Origin of the sequence: Kitasatospora sp. NPDC127121 (assembly GCF_042677305.1) — a bacterium.
Taxonomy (GTDB): domain Bacteria; phylum Actinomycetota; class Actinomycetes; order Streptomycetales; family Streptomycetaceae; genus Kitasatospora.
In genome coordinates, this window is sequence record NZ_JBHXTQ010000076.1 from 3,366 (window position 1) to 22,095 (window position 18,730).

Below are 18,730 nucleotides of genomic sequence, written 5' to 3' on the forward strand. Positions count from 1 at the left end.
GGGCCGTTTTTCCCGCGGGGGCCATACGGGCGGGGGTGACCCCGGCACTTGGGGGGTTTGCCTGGGTGGCCCCGGGCGGGGGCCCGCCCCCACCACTGACGGCAGTCGGCGGGAGGCGGATCGGCGGCTTCGTTCTCACACGATGTCGTCCGCCGCCCGCGTTCCCACCGTCCGCTCCGTCATCCGGTCCAGGCTGATGTCAGTATCCGGCCGGGGCGTCCTCGATGTCCGAGATGAGCTTGGTGCTCAGGTCGCTCTGCACGGCCAGCTTGGTGTGCGTGGCGTTGGGGCCGGTGCCCCAGGTGAGCGTGACGGTGGTGAACAGGTGGCCGGCTCCGGAGTCGTGGTACCGCACCTCCCAGTGGGTGGGCACGTCCTGGGCGCGGAGGACGCCGTCGGCGTGGTTGGCCTGCTCCCAGGCGGCCAGCCGCTGCTGGAAGTCCGCCGTGAGGTAGTGGGAGCGCAGGCCGTCCGACAGGTTGTCGGTGCCGTCGGAGACGGCGTCGATGTAGGCGCCGTAGAAGTCGGCGACCCGGTCGACCGCGGAGTCCGGGCTCCCGTCGCGGACCGGATCCCCCGGCGCCACCCGCTGCCCGCCCGCCTGCTCGGTACTGGTGGTGGAGGCGGGGTGCTGCGGGCCGGCCGCCGTGGCCTGCGGCGCGGTCGCCGCCAGGATCAGGCCGACCGTGGCGGTCGCCGCCAGCAGTCCGCGTCGAACACTCAGCTTCATCGTCAGTCTCCCTCGTCATGCCAATGGGTCGAGCCCTGGGCGGGTCACCTGGCAATGCGCGGACCGTCCGGGCCGGATCACGTCAATCACCTGCCCAACGAAGCCCGGACCGGAAGGGAACGGCCCGCGTGCAATCCCGGCGCGGATTCGACCCTTCGGGCCGTCGTGGTGTGATCAGTCCGATCACCGGGGGCCCCGGCCGGGGGCGGGGCGGTGCGGGGGGCGGCGTTCGGCGGGTTGGCGGGGCGGCTGACCGTGGGGTGCCGCTGGGGGGCGGGTTCGTGGGCCCGGGCGGGGTGGTGGGTCGTGGTCGCGGAGTTCGCAGATCACCGCCCAGGCGACCGACACCACCGGCACCGCCACCACCGCGCCGAGGACACCGGCCAGTACGGCGCCGCCGATCACCGACAGCGCGATCGCCACCGGGTGGATCCGGACGGACCAGCTCATGACCAGCGGGTGCAGCAGATGGCCCTCGACCTGGCCGATGACCACGATCAGCCCGAGCACCAGCAGCGCGACCAGCGGGCCGCGGGCCGCCAGGGCGACCAGCGCGGCGACGGCCAGCGCGATGGGGGAGCCGATCAGCGGGATGAGCGCCGCGACGAACTCCAGCACGATCAGTGGCAGTACGAGCGGCACCCGCAGGACGGCCAGCGCGACGCCGACCAGCACCGCGTTGGTCGCCGCCACGATCAGCAGGCCCCGGGTGTAGCCGGCGAAGGTGTGCCACGCGGCGTGCCCCGCGCGGGTCCAGGCAGGTCGTGACCGAGCCGGGAGCTGGCGCTGCGCCCAGCACCACATCCGGTCGCCGGAGTGGAGGAAGAACACCGAGCAGAACACCGCGAGCGCCAGCCCGGTGAGCATTTCGACGACCCGGCTCGCCCCGCTGAGCGCGGTGCTGAGCAGCGCCGAGCGGTGGGCGGTGAGGAACTCGCCGAGCTTCGCCCGCAGGTCGGTGACGGTGCCGGCCCGCAGGTGGAAGGGGGCGCCGGTGAGCAGGTGGTCGATCCGCCCGAGGCCGCCGCGCAGTTCGGTGCCCAGCCGGCCCCACTCGCCGGCGACGGTCGTCCCCACCAGGGCGAGAACGCCGGCCACGACCACGATGGCGCACACGAGGGCCAGCAGGACGGCGACCGAGCGGGGCAGCGCCCGTGCCAGCAGGTCGACGAACGGCCGCAGGACCGAGGTGATGACCAGCGCCAGGAACACGGCGATGACCGGCAACTGGAGCCGGCCGAGGACGGCGACGGCCAGGTAGGCGGCCACCCCGAGCAGGAGCAGTCGCCAGGTGTACCCGGCGGCGGTCCGCAGCCCGGCCGGCACGCGGCCTCCGGACCCGTCGGACACGACGGGGCGCGCCCGGGGCAGGACCACCCGGGTCGGGTGGCGCCGCCGGGCCGGTCTCGCGCCGTTCACTCGCACGGGCGGCCTCCCTGGCGTCTGCCGGGCTTCGTCCGGCGTCGCGCGGCTACCCGGGCCGACGGGGCGGAAACGGCCGAGGGCCTGGAAACGGTCGAGGGTCTGGAAACGGTCGACGGGCCGGAAACGCTCGTGCTCACAGCTGCGCCGTGAGCGCGACCAGCAGCGCCACGTAGTCGCCGAGCAGCCCGGAGTGGAGGCGGCGCAGCGGCCGGACGGTCGTCCGGTACGGCCCGCCGGTGCCGCGCCTGGGGTCGCGGCGCACGACGGCGACGGCGACGGCGACGGCAACGGCGAAGTCGACCGCGATCAGGGCGGAGAGCAGGCCCAGCCCGATCCCGGAGGCCGTCCACCAGGTCTCGGGAGCCGACGCTGCGGGTACGGCCGGCGCCGCGCCGCCGGTGAGCGCCGAGACCAGCCCGAACACGGCGGGTAGCCGACCGAGTTCGCGCCCGGCGACCTCCTCGGCGACGGTCTTGCCGAGCCCGGTGCCGAACGGCGGCAGCCCGGCCAGGGCCAGCGCGCCGAGGCCGAACAGCGCCCCGGGCAGCCGCAGTTCGCGGGCGCGGCCGTGCAGTCCGCGTTCGTCCACCGAGCCGAGCCGTACCGGTCGAGCAGGACGCCGGTGAGGCCGGACAGCGCGGCCTTGGCTCCCGTATGGCCAGCCACCTACACCGCCGCGGTGGTCAGGAACAGGCCGACGTGCCCGACGGTGGAGAACGCCGGCACACGTGTAGCCACCGTGGCTGCGGGCACACGCGGGGCATGGATGAGGAGCGGGTGGTGGGCCCGGCGTTGCCCGGGGCGGTGGCCGTGCCCGGGGCGGCGGTCCGTCCGGTCCGGGCCGGACGCGCGACCCGAACCGCCGCGCGGGATGGCGGTCGGGGCGACAGGACGCCGCCGCGACCGGACCGGGAGCCCTCCATGCCACGGCCGGCCGAGCAGCCCAGCGGGGGTGAGGGGGAGCAGCAAGTCGGCGGCCTGCGCGTCGCGGTGCGCCGGGAGGGCCGCGTGCGGGTGGTCTCCGCCGAAGGCGAACTGGACCACGGCAGCGCGAACGGGCTGTGGGCGGCGCTCTCCCGTCCGGTGGCCGGGGGCGAGGAACGGCTCGTCGTCGATCTCACCGGCCTGTGGTTCTGCGACTCCAGCGGGCTGAACCTGCTGCTGCGCGCACGCCTGGACGTCGAGGCGGCCGGTCTGCGGCTGGAACTCGTCGGTCCGAGGCCCGTGGTGGCGAGGCTGTTCGCGATCACGGAGGCCGACACGGTGCTGCGCATCCACCCCGACCTCGACGTCGCTCTGAAGACCGCGGACCCGCCGCAGCGCGGCCGCGACGACGTGGAGTGAGGAGAACCCGGCATGAAGAGCCCCAGGGAAGGAGCGTTGCCGAAGGACTCCGGCCGGAGGGCGACGGCTTCCGGCCGGGGGCCGGGCGGCTCCGACCGACGGCCGAGTGGCTCCGACCGGACCAGGCGGCTCGTGCTGGCCGGCAGTGAGGGCGCGGTCCAGCGGTCCCGGGACTTCAGCCGGGCGGCGCTGCTCGCCTGGCACTGGCTGCCCGCGCCGGATGCCGGGCGGCTGGCGGCGGCGGAGGACGTCCTGCTGATGGTGTCGGAGCTGGTCACCAATGCGTGCCTGTACGCGCCCGGCGGTCCCCGGGAGCTGCGGCTGGGCTGGGACGGCGAGCGGCTGCGGGTGGAGGTCTCGGACGCCAGCCCGGCCGCGCCGCGGCTGCGCCCGTTCGCGGACCCGGGCCGTCCCGGCGGCCACGGCCTGCGGGTGGTGAACCGGCTGGCGCGCGACTGGGGCTGCCTGCCCGAGGGCGAGGGGAAGCTGGTCTGGCTGGAGGTCGCGCCCCCGGTGGACCCCGGCGCCCTCCAGCTCTGACCCTCCGGGAACCGGGGGGTCAGAGCTGACTGGGGTGCGGCTGGGGCGGCGGCTCGGTGTCCGGGCCCGGGGGAGCCGGGGCGGTCGTCATCACCGGCGTGGTCCTCGTCAGCGGCGTGATCGTCATACGCGTGTATCTGTAGATAAGGCAATAAACCGCCCAAAACATGAATTGGAAGTCGTGTGTCGGGTAGAGAACGCATGACGCGGCCATGGATCGCAGCCAGTCGCGTCCGCACCCTCGCCGGGTGCCACCGGGGCCGTCGCCCGACGGAAGCCGGGCCCAGGTCCTCCGGAAAGCAGCCCGTCGCGTTCGGCGCGAGCCGCTCGCGGTGCCGGGCGTTCGCCCCGATGCCCCAGGAGAGAGCCACCGTGTCCACCATGCTGGAAACCGGTCGCCCCATCGACTGGACGGCCGCCCCGCCGTCCGGCCTGCCGCCCGACGTGCCACCCCGCCCGACGGACGCGCAACTGCGTGCGATGGGCAAGTACGAGGCACGCGAGCTCAGCGACGCGCTGTTCGAGCGCCTGGCCGCACTCGCCCGCGAAACGCACGCGTACAGCTACGTGCGCGGCACGATCATCGAACTCAACATGCCGCTGGTGCGCTTCATCGCCGCCCGCTTCCGCCACCGCGCCGAGGACATGGACGACATCCTCCAGGTCGGCACGATCGGCCTGATCAAGGCCGTCGACGGCTACGACCCGCAGCGCGGCGTCGAGTTCGTCACCTACGCCATCCCCACCATCGCCGGCGAGATCAAGCGCTTCTTCCGCGACACCTCCTGGCCGGTCCGGGTCCCGCGCGGCATGCAGGAGCTGTACCTGACCGTGGCCCGCGGATCCGACCGGCTGGAGCAGGAACTCGGCCGCCTCCCGCACCCCGACGAGATCGCCGAGGACCTCCACATCACCGTCGAGGAGGCCACCGAGGGCCTGGTCGCCGGCCGCGTCTACCGGCCCGACTCGCTGGACGCGCCGCGCGAGCAGGACCTCGACGAGAGCGGCGGCGCCATGCTCGACCGCCTGGGGGCCTGCGACCCCGGCATCGAACTCGCGGACTTCCGCACCGCTGTGCGCCCCCTGCTCGCCCGCCTGTCGTGCCGCGATCAGACGGTGCTCAAACTGCGCTTCTGGGACGGCTGGACCCAGTCCCAGATCGCCGAGCGCATCGGCGTCTCCCAGATGCACGTCTCCCGCCTGCTCACCGCCACCCTCACCAGCCTGCGCGAGCAGTTGGAGGACCGCGACGCCCCCGGCTGGGCGGACGAACCCGCAGGTCCGGCCGAACCCGAGGGAGCGGACGACTGTGGAGCGGACGACGAGGGAGCCGCTGAACCCGAGGCGCCGCGCTGATTTCCCTCCCTCCCGGGCGTTTCCGGCCCCCCGCAGCGGATAGCCGCGCTGCGGGGGGCCGCCCTGGGCGAAGCATGATGAAGCGTGATGAAGCGTGATGAAGGAGGAACACCGTGTCTCCGAAGGTTTCCGACCACGTCCGGATCGAGCGGCTGCCCTTCGACGGCACCCCCGACCCGGCGGGCGGCACCGTCACCCCCGGCGCGGACGGCGCCCCCGGCCACGGGCTGCGCCCCGCACCCGCCCGAGCGGATGCGTACCGTACGGCGTGAACCGCCCGACCGGCCGGTAACGGAAGGAGCCGACACCATGACCTGCCGACCACCGACCGGCCGTGCCCCGGCGCCGGGTGCCCCGGGGCCGGGCGGGTTCACCGCACGGGCCCGGCCGTGGGCCGGCGGCACCGTCCTCGCGCTGGACGGCGAACTCGACCTCGACTCGGTCGGCGCCCTGCACACGGCCCTCGACGCGGCCCTGGCCGCGCCCCTCACCGTCATCGTGCTCGACTGCGCGGGCCTGGAGTTCTGCGACTCCACGGGGCTCAACGCGATGCTCCGGGCCCACGCCCGCGCGGTTGTCGAGGGCAGCCGGCTCGAACTGGCCCGCCCCCGCCCGCTGGTCCTGCGGATGCTCGAACTGACCGGGGCCGTCGAGGTCTTCGTGCTGCGGGACGCGCCACCGGAGTGAACGCGCGGCCCGCCGCCCCGGGCCGCGCGGGCCCCGGGCCCCGGCCCGTCGGACCGACACCTGTCCTGCCTGTCGCCCTTCGCCCTCCGGTGGCACAGTGGGAGCAGGGCGGCGGCCCGCCGCCCCGGGGTCGGGGCGCCCGGTCGGGCACCCCGGGCGTGCGGCGGACCCGGGCGGTGGAACGGATGGACGAGCGGCCGGCACCCGGCGCCGATCCGGCCGAGCAGGCCCTGCGGCACCTGCGCGCCGGGCTGACCGCCGTGCGCGACGGGGACTTCGCCACCCGGCTCGCGCCCGAGCGGCCCGGCGTGCTCGGGGAGATCGCGACGGTCTTCAACACCATGGCCGACCAGCTGTCCGCGTTCGCCGGCGAGGTGACCAGGGCCGCCCGGGAGGTCGGCACCGTCGGCAACCTGCGCGGCCAGACCACCGTCAAGGGCATCTCCGGAGTGTGGAAGGACCTCTCCGACAACGTCAACGTGATGGCCTCCAACCTGACCGGTCAGGTCCGCTCGATGTCCGAGGTGGCGACGGCCAGCGCCTCCGGCCGCCCGGTCGGGGACGCACCGCCGCAGCGCCTGCGTCCGGGCGAACCCGTCGACACCCGACACCTGCTCGGCCGGATGCAGTACTGGCTGGACACGCCATGACCGCCGGGCATGAGCCCTCGGACACCACGGCCCGGGCCCTCGCCGAAACCGTGCGCCGGCTCCAGAGCACCGCCGCCCGGGTGCGAGCCGACGCTCGCGCCCGCGCCGCCGTCGACCTGGCCACCGGGATCCTGGCCGAACGCCTCGGCCTGCTCCCCGCCGAAGCCGCCGCCCGACTCGCCAGGCTCGCCCGGGAGGCCGCCGTGCCCGTGGCGGCCCTGGCCGCCGACATCGCCGGGGTGTCCGGGCAGGCACCCAGGCAGGCACTCGGGTCCTCGCTGTCCGATCCCGTGTCGCCCGACCCCGTGACGCCCGCGCTGGCCGCCGTCGCCGATCTGCAAGGCGCCGCCGAAGCCGTCCTGGAGCAGACGGCGGATGCGCTCGGCGCGCACGCCGTCGCGCTGTGGCTGCGGCTGCCGGGCGGTGTGCTCGCCCTCGCCGCGCACGCCGGGCTGTCCGCCGCCGAGGCCGACGCCTGGAGCCGGGTGCCACCCGGCGTCCCCACCCCGGCCCAGCGTGTCGTGGTCGGCGGCGTGGAGCTGTGGCCCGGCGATCCGGAGGCCGCAGGCCCGTCGGTGGGGGCCGGCTCGGCCCGGGCCGTCCTCCCACTGATCGACGCAGGCCGCCGCCGGGGCGCGCTGGAGGTCCTGTGGCCCGCACCTGGCCCCGCCCCCGCACCCGGCCCCGTGCTCGGCGGGCCCCAACGCCGTCGGCTCCACGCCCTCGCCGACCTCTGCGCGACCCTCCTGGTCGAAGCCGGCGCCGCCCCCGCCCCGGCCCCCACCCCCGTCCCCGTCCCGCCCGGCGACGACACCGCCCTCTTGGAGGGCCTGTCCACCCCGGCCCTGCTGCTGGAGCCGGTCGTCCGCCGAGGAGAGGTCGCCGACTTCACGCTCCTGCGGACCAACGCGCACTTCCGCGATCCGCTGGGCCGCCCCCGGGACACGCTGGAGGGAGCCTCGCTCCTGGAGGTCTACCCGGCCGCGTGCGCCGGCGGCCTCTTCGAACAGCTGATCCGGGTGCACGAGACCGGGGCGCCGTTGCCCGGCGAGCGGGTCCGGCTGGTCTTCCAGCAGGGCGAACTCGCGCTTCCCGCCACCGTCCTGCTCGCGGCGGCCCCCGTCGGCGGCCGCGTGCTGGTCGGCTGGCAGACGGAGACCGCGCGGGCCGGTGAGGCCGAGCAGAGCGCCCTGCTGCGCCAGGCCCAGCGGTTGGCCCGGGTGGCCGGGTTCGAGGAGTGCCCGGCCGACGGCCGGATCCGCTGGAGCGACGGCCTGCACGAGATCTACGGGCTGCCGCCCGACACCGACCCGGTCCCGCTGGCCCAACTCGCCCGGCACGCCCACCCCGACGACGAGCCCGCGATCCGGCGCCTGCTGGACACCGTCCAGCGCCGGCACCGGACCGCCTCCGCCGTCGTCCGCCTGGCCCACCAGGACGGCACCCACCGGTACACCCGGGTGATCGCCGAGCCCCTCCTCGACGACCACGGCCGGCTCACCGGAGTGCGCGGCGCCTTCCACGACGTGTCCGCCCAGCACCGTACGGAGGTCGCGCTCGGGGCGACCCGGGCGCGCCTGGCCGACAGCGAGCAGGAGACCGCCGACAGCGAGCGACTGGCGCTGCGGCTCCAGCAGGCCCTCCTGCCCGCCGCTCCGCCCCCGCTCGGCCCGGCCGGCCTGCGGGCCGCCGTCCGCTACCGCCCCGCCGCCCAGCACGACCGGGTCGGCGGCGACTGGTACGACGTGCTGCTGCTGCCCGACAAGCGGGTGCTGCTCACCGTCGGGGACGTCGCCGGGCACGGCGTCGGCGCGGCCACCGGCATGGTCGCCCTGCGGCACGCGCTGCGCGGCCTCGCCGTTACCGGGGCCGGCCCGGCCCGGATGCTGGAGTGGGCCAACACCGTCGCCCTGCGCGAACCCGGCCAGATCACCGCGACGGCCGTCTGCGTGCTCATCGACCCGGCCGTCGGCGAACTGCGCTGGGCGCGGGCCGGGCACCTGCCCCCGATCCTGGTCGGAGCGGACGGCGCCCAGGTGCTGCCGCTGCCGCACGGTGTGCTCCTCGGCGCCCTGGACGGCGCCCGGTACGAGGAGCACACCGCCCACCTGCCGCCGGGCGACGTCCTGGTCCTCTACACCGACGGCCTGGTCGAACGCCGGGACCGCCCGGTCGAGGAGTCCGTCGACCAGCTGATCCGCGCCGCCGGAGCCCCCGGCCCCGACCTGGAGCGCTACCTCGACCGGCTGCTGGAGCTCAGCCCCGCCGACACCGACGACGACACCTGCCTGATCGCCGTCCAGAGCCGGTAGCCCCCTGCCCGGTAGCCCCCTCGCCTTGAGCGGGAGCGGGAGCGGGCCCGCGAAGCGCGGCGTTAGGCGCGGGCCCGCCCGGGTAGGCGCGGCCCTGCGGGGGCGACCGGAACCGGACGACGGAGAGGACTCCCCATGTTGCTGCTAGGACTCCTGCTGATGGCGGCGGCCGGTGCCTTCGCCGGACTGCTGATCGCGGACAACCTCTCCGGCGGGCCCGACTACCAGGCGACGGTGCTGGGCATCCGCCTGCCGGCGCTCGACAGTCTGGGCATCTTCCTCGCCGGGCTGGCCCTCGCCCTGCTCTTCTGCCTGGGCCTGGCCCTGATGGTGCTGACGGCCCGGCGGTCCCGGCGAACCCGACGCCCCGTCCGGCCAGCCGCGCACCGGGCGGCCCACCAGCGGTCCCAGCCGGTGGTGCGGCCGGACCCGCCCGAGCGACCCCTCCCGCCCGACGGGGGCGAGCAGCCCGCGCCGCCCGAGGAACGCCCCGCCCAGTAGGGCGGCCAGGACGTCGGCCTACCGGTCGAGCCCCCGCGCGGCGGCCGGATCCGCCACCTGTTCGGCCACTGAGGCGCGACGCCCCCGGAGCCGATCCCACGACGACCACGGGCCCCTCACCGGGCCGGGGAAGGACGCGACCGCATGACCGGACCACGGCCTTCCGCCGGACGCCCGCTCCCCACGAGGCCGTGGGCGCAGCGGCTGCCGCTCCGGGCCCACCCCGGGGCGGCCGCCGACGCCCGGGCCTTCACCACCGAGTTCCTGGCCGACGTCGGCGACCCGCTGCTGGTCGCCGACGCCGTCCTGCTGGTCTCCGAACTCGTCGGCAACGCCCTGCGCCACGGCGGCGAGCCCGGGACGCTGCTCCTGGTCCGCGCCACCGGCCGGCTGCGGATCGAGGTCAGCGACGCCAGCCCGCGCCCGCCGCTGCCCCGGCCCCCGCACCCCCCGGACGAACCGGGAGGCCTCGGCCTGTTCCTGCTGAGCCGGCTCACCCTGCGCTGGGGCTGGCACCTGTCGGGGCCGGGCAAGACGGTGTGGTGTGATCTACGGCTGCCCGCGAGCTGACGGCCTGTCGGCGGCCTGCCGGGCGGGTGTTCTGCGTCCGGGAGGAGCGGTGTCCGTGCGCGGCCACCCGGCGCCACCGGGCGCCGGTCGCGACGCCGGAGCGCCGGACGCGCCCCGCGCGGTGGCATCCTGACGGGGCAGGTCCGTCCGTGGGCGTCGAGCACAGCGAGGATCCAGTGGCCGTGAACCGACCGTCGCCGTCCCCGTCCCCGCCGTCCCCGTCCCCGTCCCCGTCCCCGTCCCCGCCGTCCCCGTCCCCGTCCCCGCCGTCGCCGTCGCCGTGCGGCGTCCTGGGTTGAGCGGCGTGCGCCGTCGCAGCCGGTTGACGGAGATCGCCCGCAGCTGGTGGCAGGTCCTGCGGGCGGCCGTCGTCGGCGTTTGGGAACACGGCCGCACCATCGAACTGCTCCAGCGCTCGATGGCCTTCGCGGCGCTCTTCTTCGTGACCCTCGTGCCGCTGCTGATCGTCATCGCGGCGGCCTTCCCCTCGCGCGGCAGCGGGATCTCCGAGTGGATCACCGACGGCCTCGGCCTGAGCGGGCCGGGCGCCGACGCCGTCCACCGGCTCTTCGCCTCCCGGGGCCAGGTGCTCAGCACCACCACGGGCTTCGGCCTGGCCGCGCTGGCGGTCTTCGGGGTCTCGTTGATGGCGTCCGTCCAGGGCGTCTACGAGCGCGTGTGGGAGCTCGACCGCGGCCCGTGGCACGCGGTCTGGCGCCAGACCCTGGGCCTGGCCGGGCTGATCGGGTACATCGTGCTGGCCGCCTCCAGCGGCATGCCCTGGCACCACTCGGCTGTCCAGCCCTCCTTCCGCATCGCCGTCACGACCGTCGGCGGCCTCCTGTTGTTCTGGTGGCTCCAGCACCTGCTGCTCGCCGGACGCGTCCCGCCGAGGCAGCTGCTGCCCGGAGCCGTCGCGACCATGGTGGCGCTGGCGGGTCTGCGGCTCTTCTCCCGGCTGGTCTTCGCGCCGCTGCTGGTGTCCAACGCGGTCTCCTACGGGACGGTCGGGACGGTGCTGATCGTCCAGTCCTGGCTGATCGGCGTCGGCTACACCGTCTACGGCGGCGCGCTGGCCGGGCGCGCCGTGGTCCAGGCCCGCCGCACGCCGTAGCGCCGGCGCCAGGCCGGGTGGCCGGTGCTGCGGCGCGCGGGTGGGTTAGGGCGCGGCGCAGCGGGCAGGCGCGCGGGCGGCCGGGAAAAGCTCGGCCACCGCACACGTGAGGAGGCCCCAGATGAGCATGGTGAAGGAGACGGTCGACGTCGACGTGCCGCTGCACGCCGCGTACAACCAGTGGACCCAGTTCGAGGAGTTCCCGCGCTTCATGGAGGGCGTCGACGCGGTGACCCAGCTGGACGAGCGCCACAACCACTGGCGGACCAGCATCGGCGGCGTCACCCGCGAGTTCGACACCGAGATCATCGACCAGCTGCCCGACGAGCGGATCGCCTGGCGCACGACGGACGGCGACGTGCGGCAGAAGGGCGTCGTCACCTTCCAGGAACTGGACGACCGGCACACCCGGATCAACCTGGCCATCAACTTCCAGCCGGAGGGGATGGCCGAGAAGACCGGCGACATGCTGGGCATGGTCGACCGCAGGGTCAAGGGGGACCTCCGGCGCTTCAAGGACTTCATCGAGGACCAGGGCCGGGAGGAGGGTGGCTGGCGCGGCCGGATCACCCCCGGCTGAGCCCCGTCACCGTCCACGTCCCCTGACCGCACCTCCCCTGGCGGCGGCCCCGGCTCGAACGGTCGGGGCCGCCGTGTGCCCGGGCCCCGCCGGCGGGCACGGGCACGGACGTGGCGCCGCTGCGGGGTCAGCGGTCCGGGAAGCGGTGCCGCTCGACCAGCCGGGCGAAGCCGTCCCACAGGGCCGGATCCGCCGGCTCCTGCGGGTCGTGGAGCGCGACGCCGGCCAGGCTCCCGGGCGCGTCGTAACCGCCCGCCCGGGCCAGGTCGACGCCGGAGCCGAGCAGCGCCGCCGGCTTGCCGTGGCGCAGCGCCTCGGCGAGGAAGCGGACGGCGTCCGGATCGGCGGCCAGCGCGGGCCCGGCGCCGTCCGGAACCACCACCGCGTCGTACAGCACCGAGGCGGTGGTGGGCAGCGGGCGGTCCACCGGCAGAGGGTCACCACCACGGGCGGCCACGTGACCGCCGTGCGCGGCCAGCGTCTCCACGACGGCGCCCTGCGCGCCCAGCCGCTCGTGCGCGGCCCGCACCTGGCCGCCGTCGACCCCGGGCGCGGCCAGCACGGCGACCTTGCGGGTACGGATGCCGCTGCCGCGCAGGTTCTCCAGGCTGAGCGCCGGGGAGACCCGGGGGCCCGCCGACTCGTCGCCGTCCCGCGCTGCCGCCCGGTCTCCGGGTGACGGTTGCGGTTCGGGCACGCCGATGCGCCGGGCGACCTCCGCCGCCAGGTCGGGGTCCACGCGCACCAGGTTGCCGACCATCCGGCGCCGCACCTCCTCGTCGCCCACCTTGCCGAGCTCGAACGTGAACGCGGCGGTGATGTGCCGCTGCTCCCAGCCCGCCATGCTGCGCCAGAACAGCGCGGCCTGGCTGTAGTGGTCGGCGAAGCTGGGGCTGCGCCGCCGGATCGCCCTGCCGTTGACCCGTTGCTGGTAGTGCTGGAACACCCCTTCCGGCAGGTGGCCGCCGCCCATGGTGAACGGGCAGCCGCCGCCCACCGAGTTCGGTGCGTAGCTCGTCCCCGGGTGGATGGCCTGCTGGCCGTAGCCGTCGCGGTGGTTGGTCCGTACGTCGGCCAGCGGGCGGTTGACGGGCAGCTGGCCGAAGTTGGGGCCTCCCAGGCGGATCAGCTGGGTGTCCAGGTAGGAGAAGTTGCGGCCCTGGAGCAGCGGGTCGTTGGTGAAGTCGATCCCGGGCACGATGTTGGCGGTGTGGAAGGCCACCTGCTCGGTCTCGGCGAAGAAGTTCTGCGGGTTGCGGTCGAGGACCATCCGCCCCACCGGACGCACCGGCACCAGTTCCTCCGGGATCAGCTTCGTCGGGTCCAGCAGGTCGAAGGGGAAGGCGAACTCGTCCTTCGCCGTGACCAGTTGGACACCGAGCTCCCATTCGGGGAAGTCCCCCGCCGCGATCGCCTCCCACAGGTCCCGGCGGTGGAAGTCCGGATCCCGCCCGGCGGTGATCTGGGCCTCGTCCCACACCTGGGAGCAGGCGCCGAGCCGCGGCCGCCAGTGGAACTTGACGAACGTGCCGCGCCCGTCCCGGTTCACCAGGCGGAAGGTGTGCACACCGAAGCCCTGCATCATCCGGTAGCTGCGCGGGATCGCCCGGTCGGACATCACCCACATCAGCATGTGGGTGGACTCGGGCTGGAGCGAGCAGAAGTCCCAGAAGGTGTCGTGCGCGGAGGCGCCGGTGGGGATCTCGTTCTGCGGTTCGGGCTTCACCGCGTGGACGAAGTCCGGGAACTTGACGGCGTCCTGGATGAAGAACACCGGCATGTTGTTGCCCACCAGGTCGTAATTCCCGTGCCGGGTGTAGAACTTGGTGGCGAAGCCGCGGACGTCCCGTACGGTGTCGGCGGAGCCGCGCGGGCCCTGCACGGTCGAGAAACGTACGAACACCGGGGTGCGGCGCCCGGCCTCCTGGAGGAAGTCGGCGCAGGTGAACCCGGCGAGCGACTCGTACGGTTCGAAGAAGCCGTAGGCGCCGGCGCCGCGGGCGTGCACCACGCGTTCGGGGATGCGCTCGTGGTCGAAGTGGGTGAGCTTCTCGCGGAGGTGGAAGTCCTCCAGCAGGGTGGGGCCGCGGTCGCCGATGACGAGCGAGTTGTCGGTGTCGTCGACGCGCACACCCTGGTCGGTGGTGAGCGGGCCGTCCGGGTCCGGGGCGCGGAAGGTGTCGAGTGCGGCGTCCTTGGCGTCGGTGGTGTCCTTGGCGTCGGGTCCGGGGTCGGCGGGCGGCTCGGGCTGGGGGGTTTCGGGGTTGATGGGCATGTCGCGGTCTCCGTCCTGGGAACGGCGCGGGGCGGCCGGGCCGTCGGCCCCCGGCTCGTGTCGGCGGGGCGGCTGCCCGATGGGCGGCCCGGCAAACCGCGCGCGAGCGGCCGTCGGCGCCGAAGCAGGAGGTCAGCGGTGTTCGGCAGAGGCGCGCGGTGTTTGAGTGCGGTGTGTGAGTGCGGTGTTTGGCACAGGGGCAGCGGGGGACACGCCGGAGTCGGGAGGGGAAGCCTCTGAGTGAGGAGACGAGCAATGTCGAACGATGCCATCGTCCTGTTACGGGAGGACCACCGGGAGGACCACAAGGGGGGAGATCGGCGAGCGGATGCAGGCCGTGCGCGAGACCGCGCCGCGACCACGAAAAGCGGGAAGGAGCACGCGAATTCCTCTCATGTCTCAGCCAACGCGACCGCCCTATCCTGAGGGCGTGGAAGAACAGCCGGCCATCGGGCGCCAGTGGACGTTCCTGACCAATCACGCGCGCGTCCTGGTGCAGATCGCCCGGGACCCGGGCATCAGGGTGCGTGACATCGCGACCAGCTGCCTGCTGACCGAGCGAGCGGTCCAGCGGATCATCGCCGACCTCGAAGCGGCGGGCTATCTCAGCCACCACCGGGTCGGGCGCTCGAACGTCTACCGCGTCATCGACGGCAAGCAGCTGCGCCACCCCGCCGACAGCGGCCCGACGCTGGCGGAGCTACTGGCCGTCCTGCTGCGCTGACCACGCCGCCGATGGCACGCCGATGGCACGCCGATGACACGCCGATGGCACGCATGGCCGAACCCGATTGCACGCATTGCCATTGACGAATTTCCGTTCACGTATTGGTTGACGTGAGAAGGGATTCGGCAGACGCTGGAGATGTCGTCCCATGGCTCACAGGCAGGAGAAGAGACCATGCGCGGTAAGCCGCCCGTGGCGCGTCCCGCTGCCCCGACCCCGACTCCTCCACCCCCCGCGCCGCCCCCGCCGCCCCCGGCCGACGGGAGCCTGCCCGCGGACCTGCACATCGCCAAGGGCCTGCTGGTCCGGCTCGCCGTCGAAGGGGACCGGGTCCGTGCGACAGTCCGCGGCGAGATCGACCTCGACGTCGTCGGCGGCCTGGACGAGACCCTCGGACGCGCGCTGCGGGCCAGCGGCACCGGGCTCGACGTCGACCTGTCCGCCGTCCCCTTCTGCGACAGCTCCGGCCTCAACCTCCTGCTGGGCCTGCGCAGCACCGCGCACCGCACCGACCGCACCCTCGCGATCACCGCGGCCAGCACCCAGGTCGAGCGCCTGCTCGCGATCACCGAGACGACCGGCCTCTTCACCCCCGCCGCCACCGAACGCCCCGCCGGCCCTCCGCACACCGAGAACGCAGACCCATAGCCGCACGCCGACTCCCCCCCCTGGCGCGGGCCTGCCGGTACGGATCAGGGCGATGGGGCCGAACTCGGCGTCGAACGCGGACGGGCCGCATGCTCGGGCGGCTGCGCAGGCGAAGAGGGGAGTGACGCTGAGGGCGACGGTGAGGGCCCGCCGGCCTCGGCGACGGCTTCGAGCACCGCGCCCTCGAACGCCTCCTTCGAGGCCATGGCCCCACCGGCACGCCCGTCGAGCTGCTTGCCGTTGAGCAGCATGGCCGGCGTCCCCCGGAATTTGTGGTCGCGGAACTCCTCCGTGACAGTGCGCACCCAAGCCTCGTGCGTTCCCTTGTTGACGCATTGCTCAAAAGCCGGTGTCCGCAGTCCGGGGACATTTTCGGCGAGCCGAAGGAGTTCCGCACGGTCGGCGAACCTGTCGTTCTTCTCCTCGGGTTGGTTGGAGAAGAGGACGGCATGGTAATGGGCGAATTTGGCCAGGTCCTGCGCGCACGCGACGGCGTTGGCCGCTCGCAGCGAACCCTTCCCGCCAAGGCCGGCGTCAATGGCCGCGAGGGGGTGGTACTCCAGACGCAGCCGTCCGGACTGCACGTACTTCTGCAGTACCTCGCCGAGGCGCGCTTCGGCCGCCTGGCAGGCGGGGCAGCGGAAGTCCTCGTAGACCTCCAGGGTGGCCGGAGCCTTCTCCGCCCCCACCTCGATGGCCTTGCCTCCGGCCACCGTTCCGAGGGGCGCCAGGGCGGGCCGGTCGTCCTGGGACCGGTACGTCTGCACGACGACCCCTGTGATCACCGCAGAGGTCACGACGGCGGGCACGAGGCCGAATGCCATGAAACGGCGTCGACGCTTCGCGAGAATTTCCCGTGCCGCGCGTTCCGCGCGCCTGCGCTCATGTGCAATCAGCTTTCCATTTCGATTTGCCCGGCTCATGTTCCCCTCGTTCGCTGGTTGGTTTCTGAACGTTGAACCCGAATTATTCGGTGCGAGTTCTGCCCACGGACGGGACGGAATACCTCTCCGCCCTTCCGCGTCTACCGGAAGAATTACTCCGGGCCGCCGTCTCGCAGTGGCCCTCAGCCGCCGGGTCGGTCCTGACCGGGAGTGACGCGCGGCGCTGAACCGGGCGGGGGTGTTCCGTCGCGTGACAACGGCCGGGGCGACTGGTCGTCAGTCGTCGGAATCGTGTGATGACTCCCTGGTGTCGGAAGCCGCCGCCGTGCGCCCGGACGCTTCGGCCGTCCTCGCCCTGCTGGGCGAGGCGGACGCCGAGGCGGAGGAGGCTGCCGAGGCGGAGGGGGCCGCCGAGGCGGAGGGGGCCGCGTGCGCCGAGCCCGAGGCGGTGGCGGCCGGGCCCGTCGAGGCGGGCGGGTGCGACGGGGTGCTCACCGGCGGGTGGAAGCCAGGGTCCTTCAGCGCGAGGTCCTCGACCGTCTTCCACAGCTTGGTGGCGGCTCCGTCACCGTCGATTTCGATCCGGTCGCCGTTGAGCACGGCCACCGGTGCGTCCGTGTGGAACTGTTTCGCGAACGTGCCGCTCTCGCGGCTCACCCAGCCCGCGTGCGTGCCGTCGTCGACGCACCGGTCGAATGCCGCGGACCGCAGCTCGCTCACCCGGTCGGCGAGCGAGCGCAGGTCCTGCTTCGCGTCCGGGTCCTGCTTGCCGGCCGCGACGAGCACCTCGCGGAAGGCGGCGAACTTTCCCGCGTCCTGGGCGCACGCCGCCGCGTTGGCGGCCTGGGCCGAGGTCTTGCGGCCGTCGGTCGTCACCGGGTGGTATTGGATGACCAGGCGATTCTCGGCGACCAGCTGGCGGAGTGTCGGGTCGAACCGCTCGGCGAACTTCCGGCAGGCGGCGCAGTCGTAGTCCTCGTAGACCACCAGCGTGGCGGGTGCCTGCTGGTAGCCGACCGGGATCGAGTCTCCGCTGGACCCGGACGGGGGTTCGGCGTGGTCGGGTCCGAACCCCGAGCGGAACAGGAATCCGCCGCCGACGACCACGGCCGCCACGGTGACGGCCAGCAGGACGCGTCTGCGGGTCCGGTGCGCCGACCCGGTCCGGACGGATTGCCGCCGATCGGACGGCGCGGGGGAGTCGTCTGTCGGATTGGGGACATCCTCGTCGTCCCAGAAGGCCATGGGATTCGTTCCAATCGGTTCGACACTCGACGGCCGGATGTCGAGTGATTGCCTTGTTTCCCCCGTTTATAGACATGAGCAGAGCGATGAGCTGCTCACCGTACCGATCGTCAATCAGCAATTATGCGAACGCAGCAACGCCACGACAGGGCGGTGGCCCGGGAACGGGTGCTCCCGGGCCACCGGTCGGGGCCGATCAGACCCCGGTCAGGCTGCGATCACTCGCTCCTCACTCCCTTCCGGTTCCGCCGAACCCTGACGACAACGACCAGCAGGGCGCCGAGGCCCGCCAGGAGCGCGCTCGTGAGGGTGAAGGGCACCACAGCGGCGCCGGTGTGCGGCAGGACCCCGCCGTTCGGGCCGGAGACGTTGCCGCCACCCGGCTGCGGGTAGCCGGCCGGCTCCGGTCCGTGGCCGATCTCCATCCCGTCGCCGTGACCGCCGTGGCCGTGGCCGTCACCCGGCTCGGGCTTGTGCTCGTTGCACTTGTCCCTGTCGCAGGGCGGGGCGCAGCGTGCGATCGCGGAGGACGGGGGAGTGGTGATCGGCGGGGTACCCGGCGCGGCGTTCGGCGGCAGGAAGGAGGCCGTCACGGTGTTGGTCGTGTCCTCCGTGATGACGCTGGAGCAGAAGAACATCTTCGCCTGCCCGGAGGCCAGACTGAACGTCCCCGCAGCGACGACGCAGGAGGCCTCCTGCTGGTCGTTCAGTGTGATGCCGCTGATGTCGACTGTGCCGGTGTTGGTGACGGTGATCCGCCAGTACGCCTTGCACTTGTCGCGGTCACAGTCCTCCTTGCCGTCGTTCTTGTGGAGAGTCGTCTCCTTGCCCCACGGACCGGACCCGCCCTCGGCGCAGTTGCCGGGGACGTCGGACTGGCAGACCTCCTTGTTGATGGTCAGCGAGGGAACGTTCGCCGTGGCCTCGGAGGGCGGGGTCGTGATGGGCGTCCCACCGGGACCGGGGAACGTGGCCGCGACGGTGTTCGTCGTCGACTCCGTCAGGTGGGAGCTGGAGCAGAAGATCTGCTTGTTCGCTCCTGCTGCGAGGTTGAAGGTGCCGGCGGCTGTGGCGCATGCCGGGGTGACGGTGTCGGTCAGGGTGATGCCGTTGATGTCGACGCCGTCGGTGTTGGTGACGGT

Annotated in this window: 19 protein-coding genes and 1 pseudogene; 13 read left to right on the top strand and 7 right to left on the bottom strand. The window is 73.8% G+C overall.

What is annotated here, in order from left to right; all coding sequences use genetic code 11:
• Window positions 1–199: 199 nt before the first annotated feature.
• From ACFVHI_RS29320 to ACFVHI_RS29330, 3 genes are all read right to left on the bottom strand, one after another.
• Window positions 200–730: a hypothetical protein gene (locus tag ACFVHI_RS29320; protein WP_380344428.1), complete on the bottom strand. Its 531-nt coding sequence runs from the start codon at window positions 728–730 to the stop codon at window positions 200–202.
• Window positions 731–913: 183 nt separating this feature from the next.
• On the bottom strand, window positions 914–2,056 hold the full coding sequence (locus ACFVHI_RS29325; RefSeq protein ID WP_380344430.1) for an AI-2E family transporter: 1,143 nt from the start codon (window positions 2,054–2,056) through the stop codon (window positions 914–916).
• Window positions 2,057–2,288: 232 nt separating this feature from the next.
• A complete protein-coding gene (locus tag ACFVHI_RS29330) occupies window positions 2,289–2,744 on the bottom strand; it encodes a hypothetical protein (protein WP_380344433.1) in 456 nt (151 codons plus the stop codon).
• 332 nt (window positions 2,745–3,076) lie between these two features.
• On the opposite strand from ACFVHI_RS29330, the gene ACFVHI_RS29335 reads away from it, so the two are divergent.
• From ACFVHI_RS29335 to ACFVHI_RS29385, 11 genes are all read left to right on the top strand, one after another.
• Entirely contained in the window at window positions 3,077–3,499 is a 423-nt protein-coding gene (locus tag ACFVHI_RS29335; RefSeq protein WP_380344436.1) for an STAS domain-containing protein, read from the top strand.
• Window positions 3,500–3,511: 12 nt separating this feature from the next.
• The gene (locus ACFVHI_RS29340) at window positions 3,512–4,039 is read left to right on the top strand and encodes an ATP-binding protein (protein ID WP_380344439.1); all 528 of its coding nucleotides are present in this window, start codon (window positions 3,512–3,514) and stop codon (window positions 4,037–4,039) included.
• Window positions 4,040–4,420: 381 nt separating this feature from the next.
• Window positions 4,421–5,395, top strand: a complete 975-nt coding sequence (locus tag ACFVHI_RS29345) for a SigB/SigF/SigG family RNA polymerase sigma factor (protein ID WP_380344495.1) — start codon at window positions 4,421–4,423, stop codon at window positions 5,393–5,395.
• Window positions 5,396–5,508: 113 nt separating this feature from the next.
• Window positions 5,509–5,667 (top strand): hypothetical protein, encoded by a 159-nt coding sequence (locus ACFVHI_RS29350; RefSeq protein ID WP_380344442.1) that lies wholly within the window; start codon window positions 5,509–5,511, stop codon window positions 5,665–5,667.
• Between the two features lie 37 nt (window positions 5,668–5,704).
• On the top strand, window positions 5,705–6,082 hold the full coding sequence (locus tag ACFVHI_RS29355; protein ID WP_380344445.1) for an STAS domain-containing protein: 378 nt from the start codon (window positions 5,705–5,707) through the stop codon (window positions 6,080–6,082).
• 185 nt (window positions 6,083–6,267) lie between these two features.
• A complete protein-coding gene (locus ACFVHI_RS29360; RefSeq protein ID WP_380344448.1) occupies window positions 6,268–6,732 on the top strand; it encodes a HAMP domain-containing protein in 465 nt (154 codons plus the stop codon).
• Window positions 6,729–9,044, top strand: a complete 2,316-nt coding sequence (locus tag ACFVHI_RS29365) for a PP2C family protein-serine/threonine phosphatase (RefSeq protein WP_380344451.1) — start codon at window positions 6,729–6,731, stop codon at window positions 9,042–9,044. The genes ACFVHI_RS29360 and ACFVHI_RS29365 overlap by 4 nt, the downstream gene beginning before the upstream one ends.
• Before the next feature lie 135 nt (window positions 9,045–9,179).
• Window positions 9,180–9,545 carry a hypothetical protein gene (locus ACFVHI_RS29370; protein ID WP_063352567.1) on the top strand — a complete coding sequence of 122 codons (366 nt, stop codon included), beginning with the start codon at window positions 9,180–9,182 and terminating at the stop codon, window positions 9,543–9,545.
• A 144-nt stretch (window positions 9,546–9,689) separates the two neighbouring features.
• Window positions 9,690–10,115 carry an ATP-binding protein gene (locus ACFVHI_RS29375; RefSeq protein ID WP_380344454.1) on the top strand — a complete coding sequence of 142 codons (426 nt, stop codon included), beginning with the start codon at window positions 9,690–9,692 and terminating at the stop codon, window positions 10,113–10,115.
• Between the two features lie 304 nt (window positions 10,116–10,419).
• Window positions 10,420–11,229: a YhjD/YihY/BrkB family envelope integrity protein gene (locus ACFVHI_RS29380; protein WP_079136563.1), complete on the top strand. Its 810-nt coding sequence runs from the start codon at window positions 10,420–10,422 to the stop codon at window positions 11,227–11,229.
• Between the two features lie 121 nt (window positions 11,230–11,350).
• On the top strand, window positions 11,351–11,809 hold the full coding sequence (locus ACFVHI_RS29385; RefSeq protein ID WP_063352569.1) for an SRPBCC family protein: 459 nt from the start codon (window positions 11,351–11,353) through the stop codon (window positions 11,807–11,809).
• A 127-nt stretch (window positions 11,810–11,936) separates the two neighbouring features.
• On the opposite strand, the gene ACFVHI_RS29390 is transcribed toward ACFVHI_RS29385, so the two are convergent.
• The gene (locus ACFVHI_RS29390) at window positions 11,937–14,084 is read right to left on the bottom strand and encodes a catalase (RefSeq protein WP_380344458.1); all 2,148 of its coding nucleotides are present in this window, start codon (window positions 14,082–14,084) and stop codon (window positions 11,937–11,939) included.
• A gap of 394 nt (window positions 14,085–14,478) precedes the next feature.
• Here ACFVHI_RS29390 and ACFVHI_RS29395 point away from each other — a divergent pair, with 394 nt between their 5' ends.
• The gene (locus ACFVHI_RS29395; RefSeq protein ID WP_363373927.1) at window positions 14,479–14,808 is read left to right on the top strand and encodes a helix-turn-helix domain-containing protein; all 330 of its coding nucleotides are present in this window, start codon (window positions 14,479–14,481) and stop codon (window positions 14,806–14,808) included.
• 177 nt (window positions 14,809–14,985) lie between these two features.
• Window positions 14,986–15,459, top strand: coding sequence for an STAS domain-containing protein (locus tag ACFVHI_RS29400; protein ID WP_380344461.1), 474 nt, complete (start codon window positions 14,986–14,988; stop codon window positions 15,457–15,459).
• Window positions 15,460–15,503: 44 nt separating this feature from the next.
• On the opposite strand, the gene ACFVHI_RS29405 is transcribed toward ACFVHI_RS29400, so the two are convergent.
• The 3 genes and pseudogenes from ACFVHI_RS29405 to ACFVHI_RS29415 all read right to left on the bottom strand — a co-directional run.
• Window positions 15,504–16,382 carry a DsbA family protein gene (locus ACFVHI_RS29405; protein ID WP_380344464.1) on the bottom strand — a complete coding sequence of 293 codons (879 nt, stop codon included), beginning with the start codon at window positions 16,380–16,382 and terminating at the stop codon, window positions 15,504–15,506.
• A 237-nt stretch (window positions 16,383–16,619) separates the two neighbouring features.
• Window positions 16,620–17,588 (bottom strand): DsbA family protein, encoded by a 969-nt coding sequence (locus tag ACFVHI_RS29410; protein WP_380344467.1) that lies wholly within the window; start codon window positions 17,586–17,588, stop codon window positions 16,620–16,622.
• 218 nt (window positions 17,589–17,806) lie between these two features.
• A pseudogene (locus tag ACFVHI_RS29415) lies at window positions 17,807–18,730 on the bottom strand (hypothetical protein); the annotation flags it as partial.

Coding starts and splice junctions, on each gene's coding strand:
- ACFVHI_RS29320 (WP_380344428.1), bottom strand. CDS start 730: ATGAAGCTGAGTGTTCGACGCGGACTGCTGGCGGCGACCGCCACGGTC.
- ACFVHI_RS29335 (WP_380344436.1), top strand. CDS start 3,077: ATGCCACGGCCGGCCGAGCAGCCCAGCGGGGGTGAGGGGGAGCAGCAA.
- ACFVHI_RS29340 (WP_380344439.1), top strand. CDS start 3,512: ATGAAGAGCCCCAGGGAAGGAGCGTTGCCGAAGGACTCCGGCCGGAGG.
- ACFVHI_RS29345 (WP_380344495.1), top strand. CDS start 4,421: ATGCTGGAAACCGGTCGCCCCATCGACTGGACGGCCGCCCCGCCGTCC.
- ACFVHI_RS29355 (WP_380344445.1), top strand. CDS start 5,705: ATGACCTGCCGACCACCGACCGGCCGTGCCCCGGCGCCGGGTGCCCCG.
- ACFVHI_RS29360 (WP_380344448.1), top strand. CDS start 6,268: ATGGACGAGCGGCCGGCACCCGGCGCCGATCCGGCCGAGCAGGCCCTG.
- ACFVHI_RS29365 (WP_380344451.1), top strand. CDS start 6,729: ATGACCGCCGGGCATGAGCCCTCGGACACCACGGCCCGGGCCCTCGCC.
- ACFVHI_RS29370 (WP_063352567.1), top strand. CDS start 9,180: ATGTTGCTGCTAGGACTCCTGCTGATGGCGGCGGCCGGTGCCTTCGCC.
- ACFVHI_RS29375 (WP_380344454.1), top strand. CDS start 9,690: ATGACCGGACCACGGCCTTCCGCCGGACGCCCGCTCCCCACGAGGCCG.
- ACFVHI_RS29385 (WP_063352569.1), top strand. CDS start 11,351: ATGAGCATGGTGAAGGAGACGGTCGACGTCGACGTGCCGCTGCACGCC.
- ACFVHI_RS29390 (WP_380344458.1), bottom strand. CDS start 14,084: ATGCCCATCAACCCCGAAACCCCCCAGCCCGAGCCGCCCGCCGACCCC.
- ACFVHI_RS29395 (WP_363373927.1), top strand. CDS start 14,479: ATGTCTCAGCCAACGCGACCGCCCTATCCTGAGGGCGTGGAAGAACAG.
- ACFVHI_RS29400 (WP_380344461.1), top strand. CDS start 14,986: ATGCGCGGTAAGCCGCCCGTGGCGCGTCCCGCTGCCCCGACCCCGACT.
- ACFVHI_RS29405 (WP_380344464.1), bottom strand. CDS start 16,382: ATGAGCCGGGCAAATCGAAATGGAAAGCTGATTGCACATGAGCGCAGG.
- ACFVHI_RS29410 (WP_380344467.1), bottom strand. CDS start 17,588: ATGGCCTTCTGGGACGACGAGGATGTCCCCAATCCGACAGACGACTCC.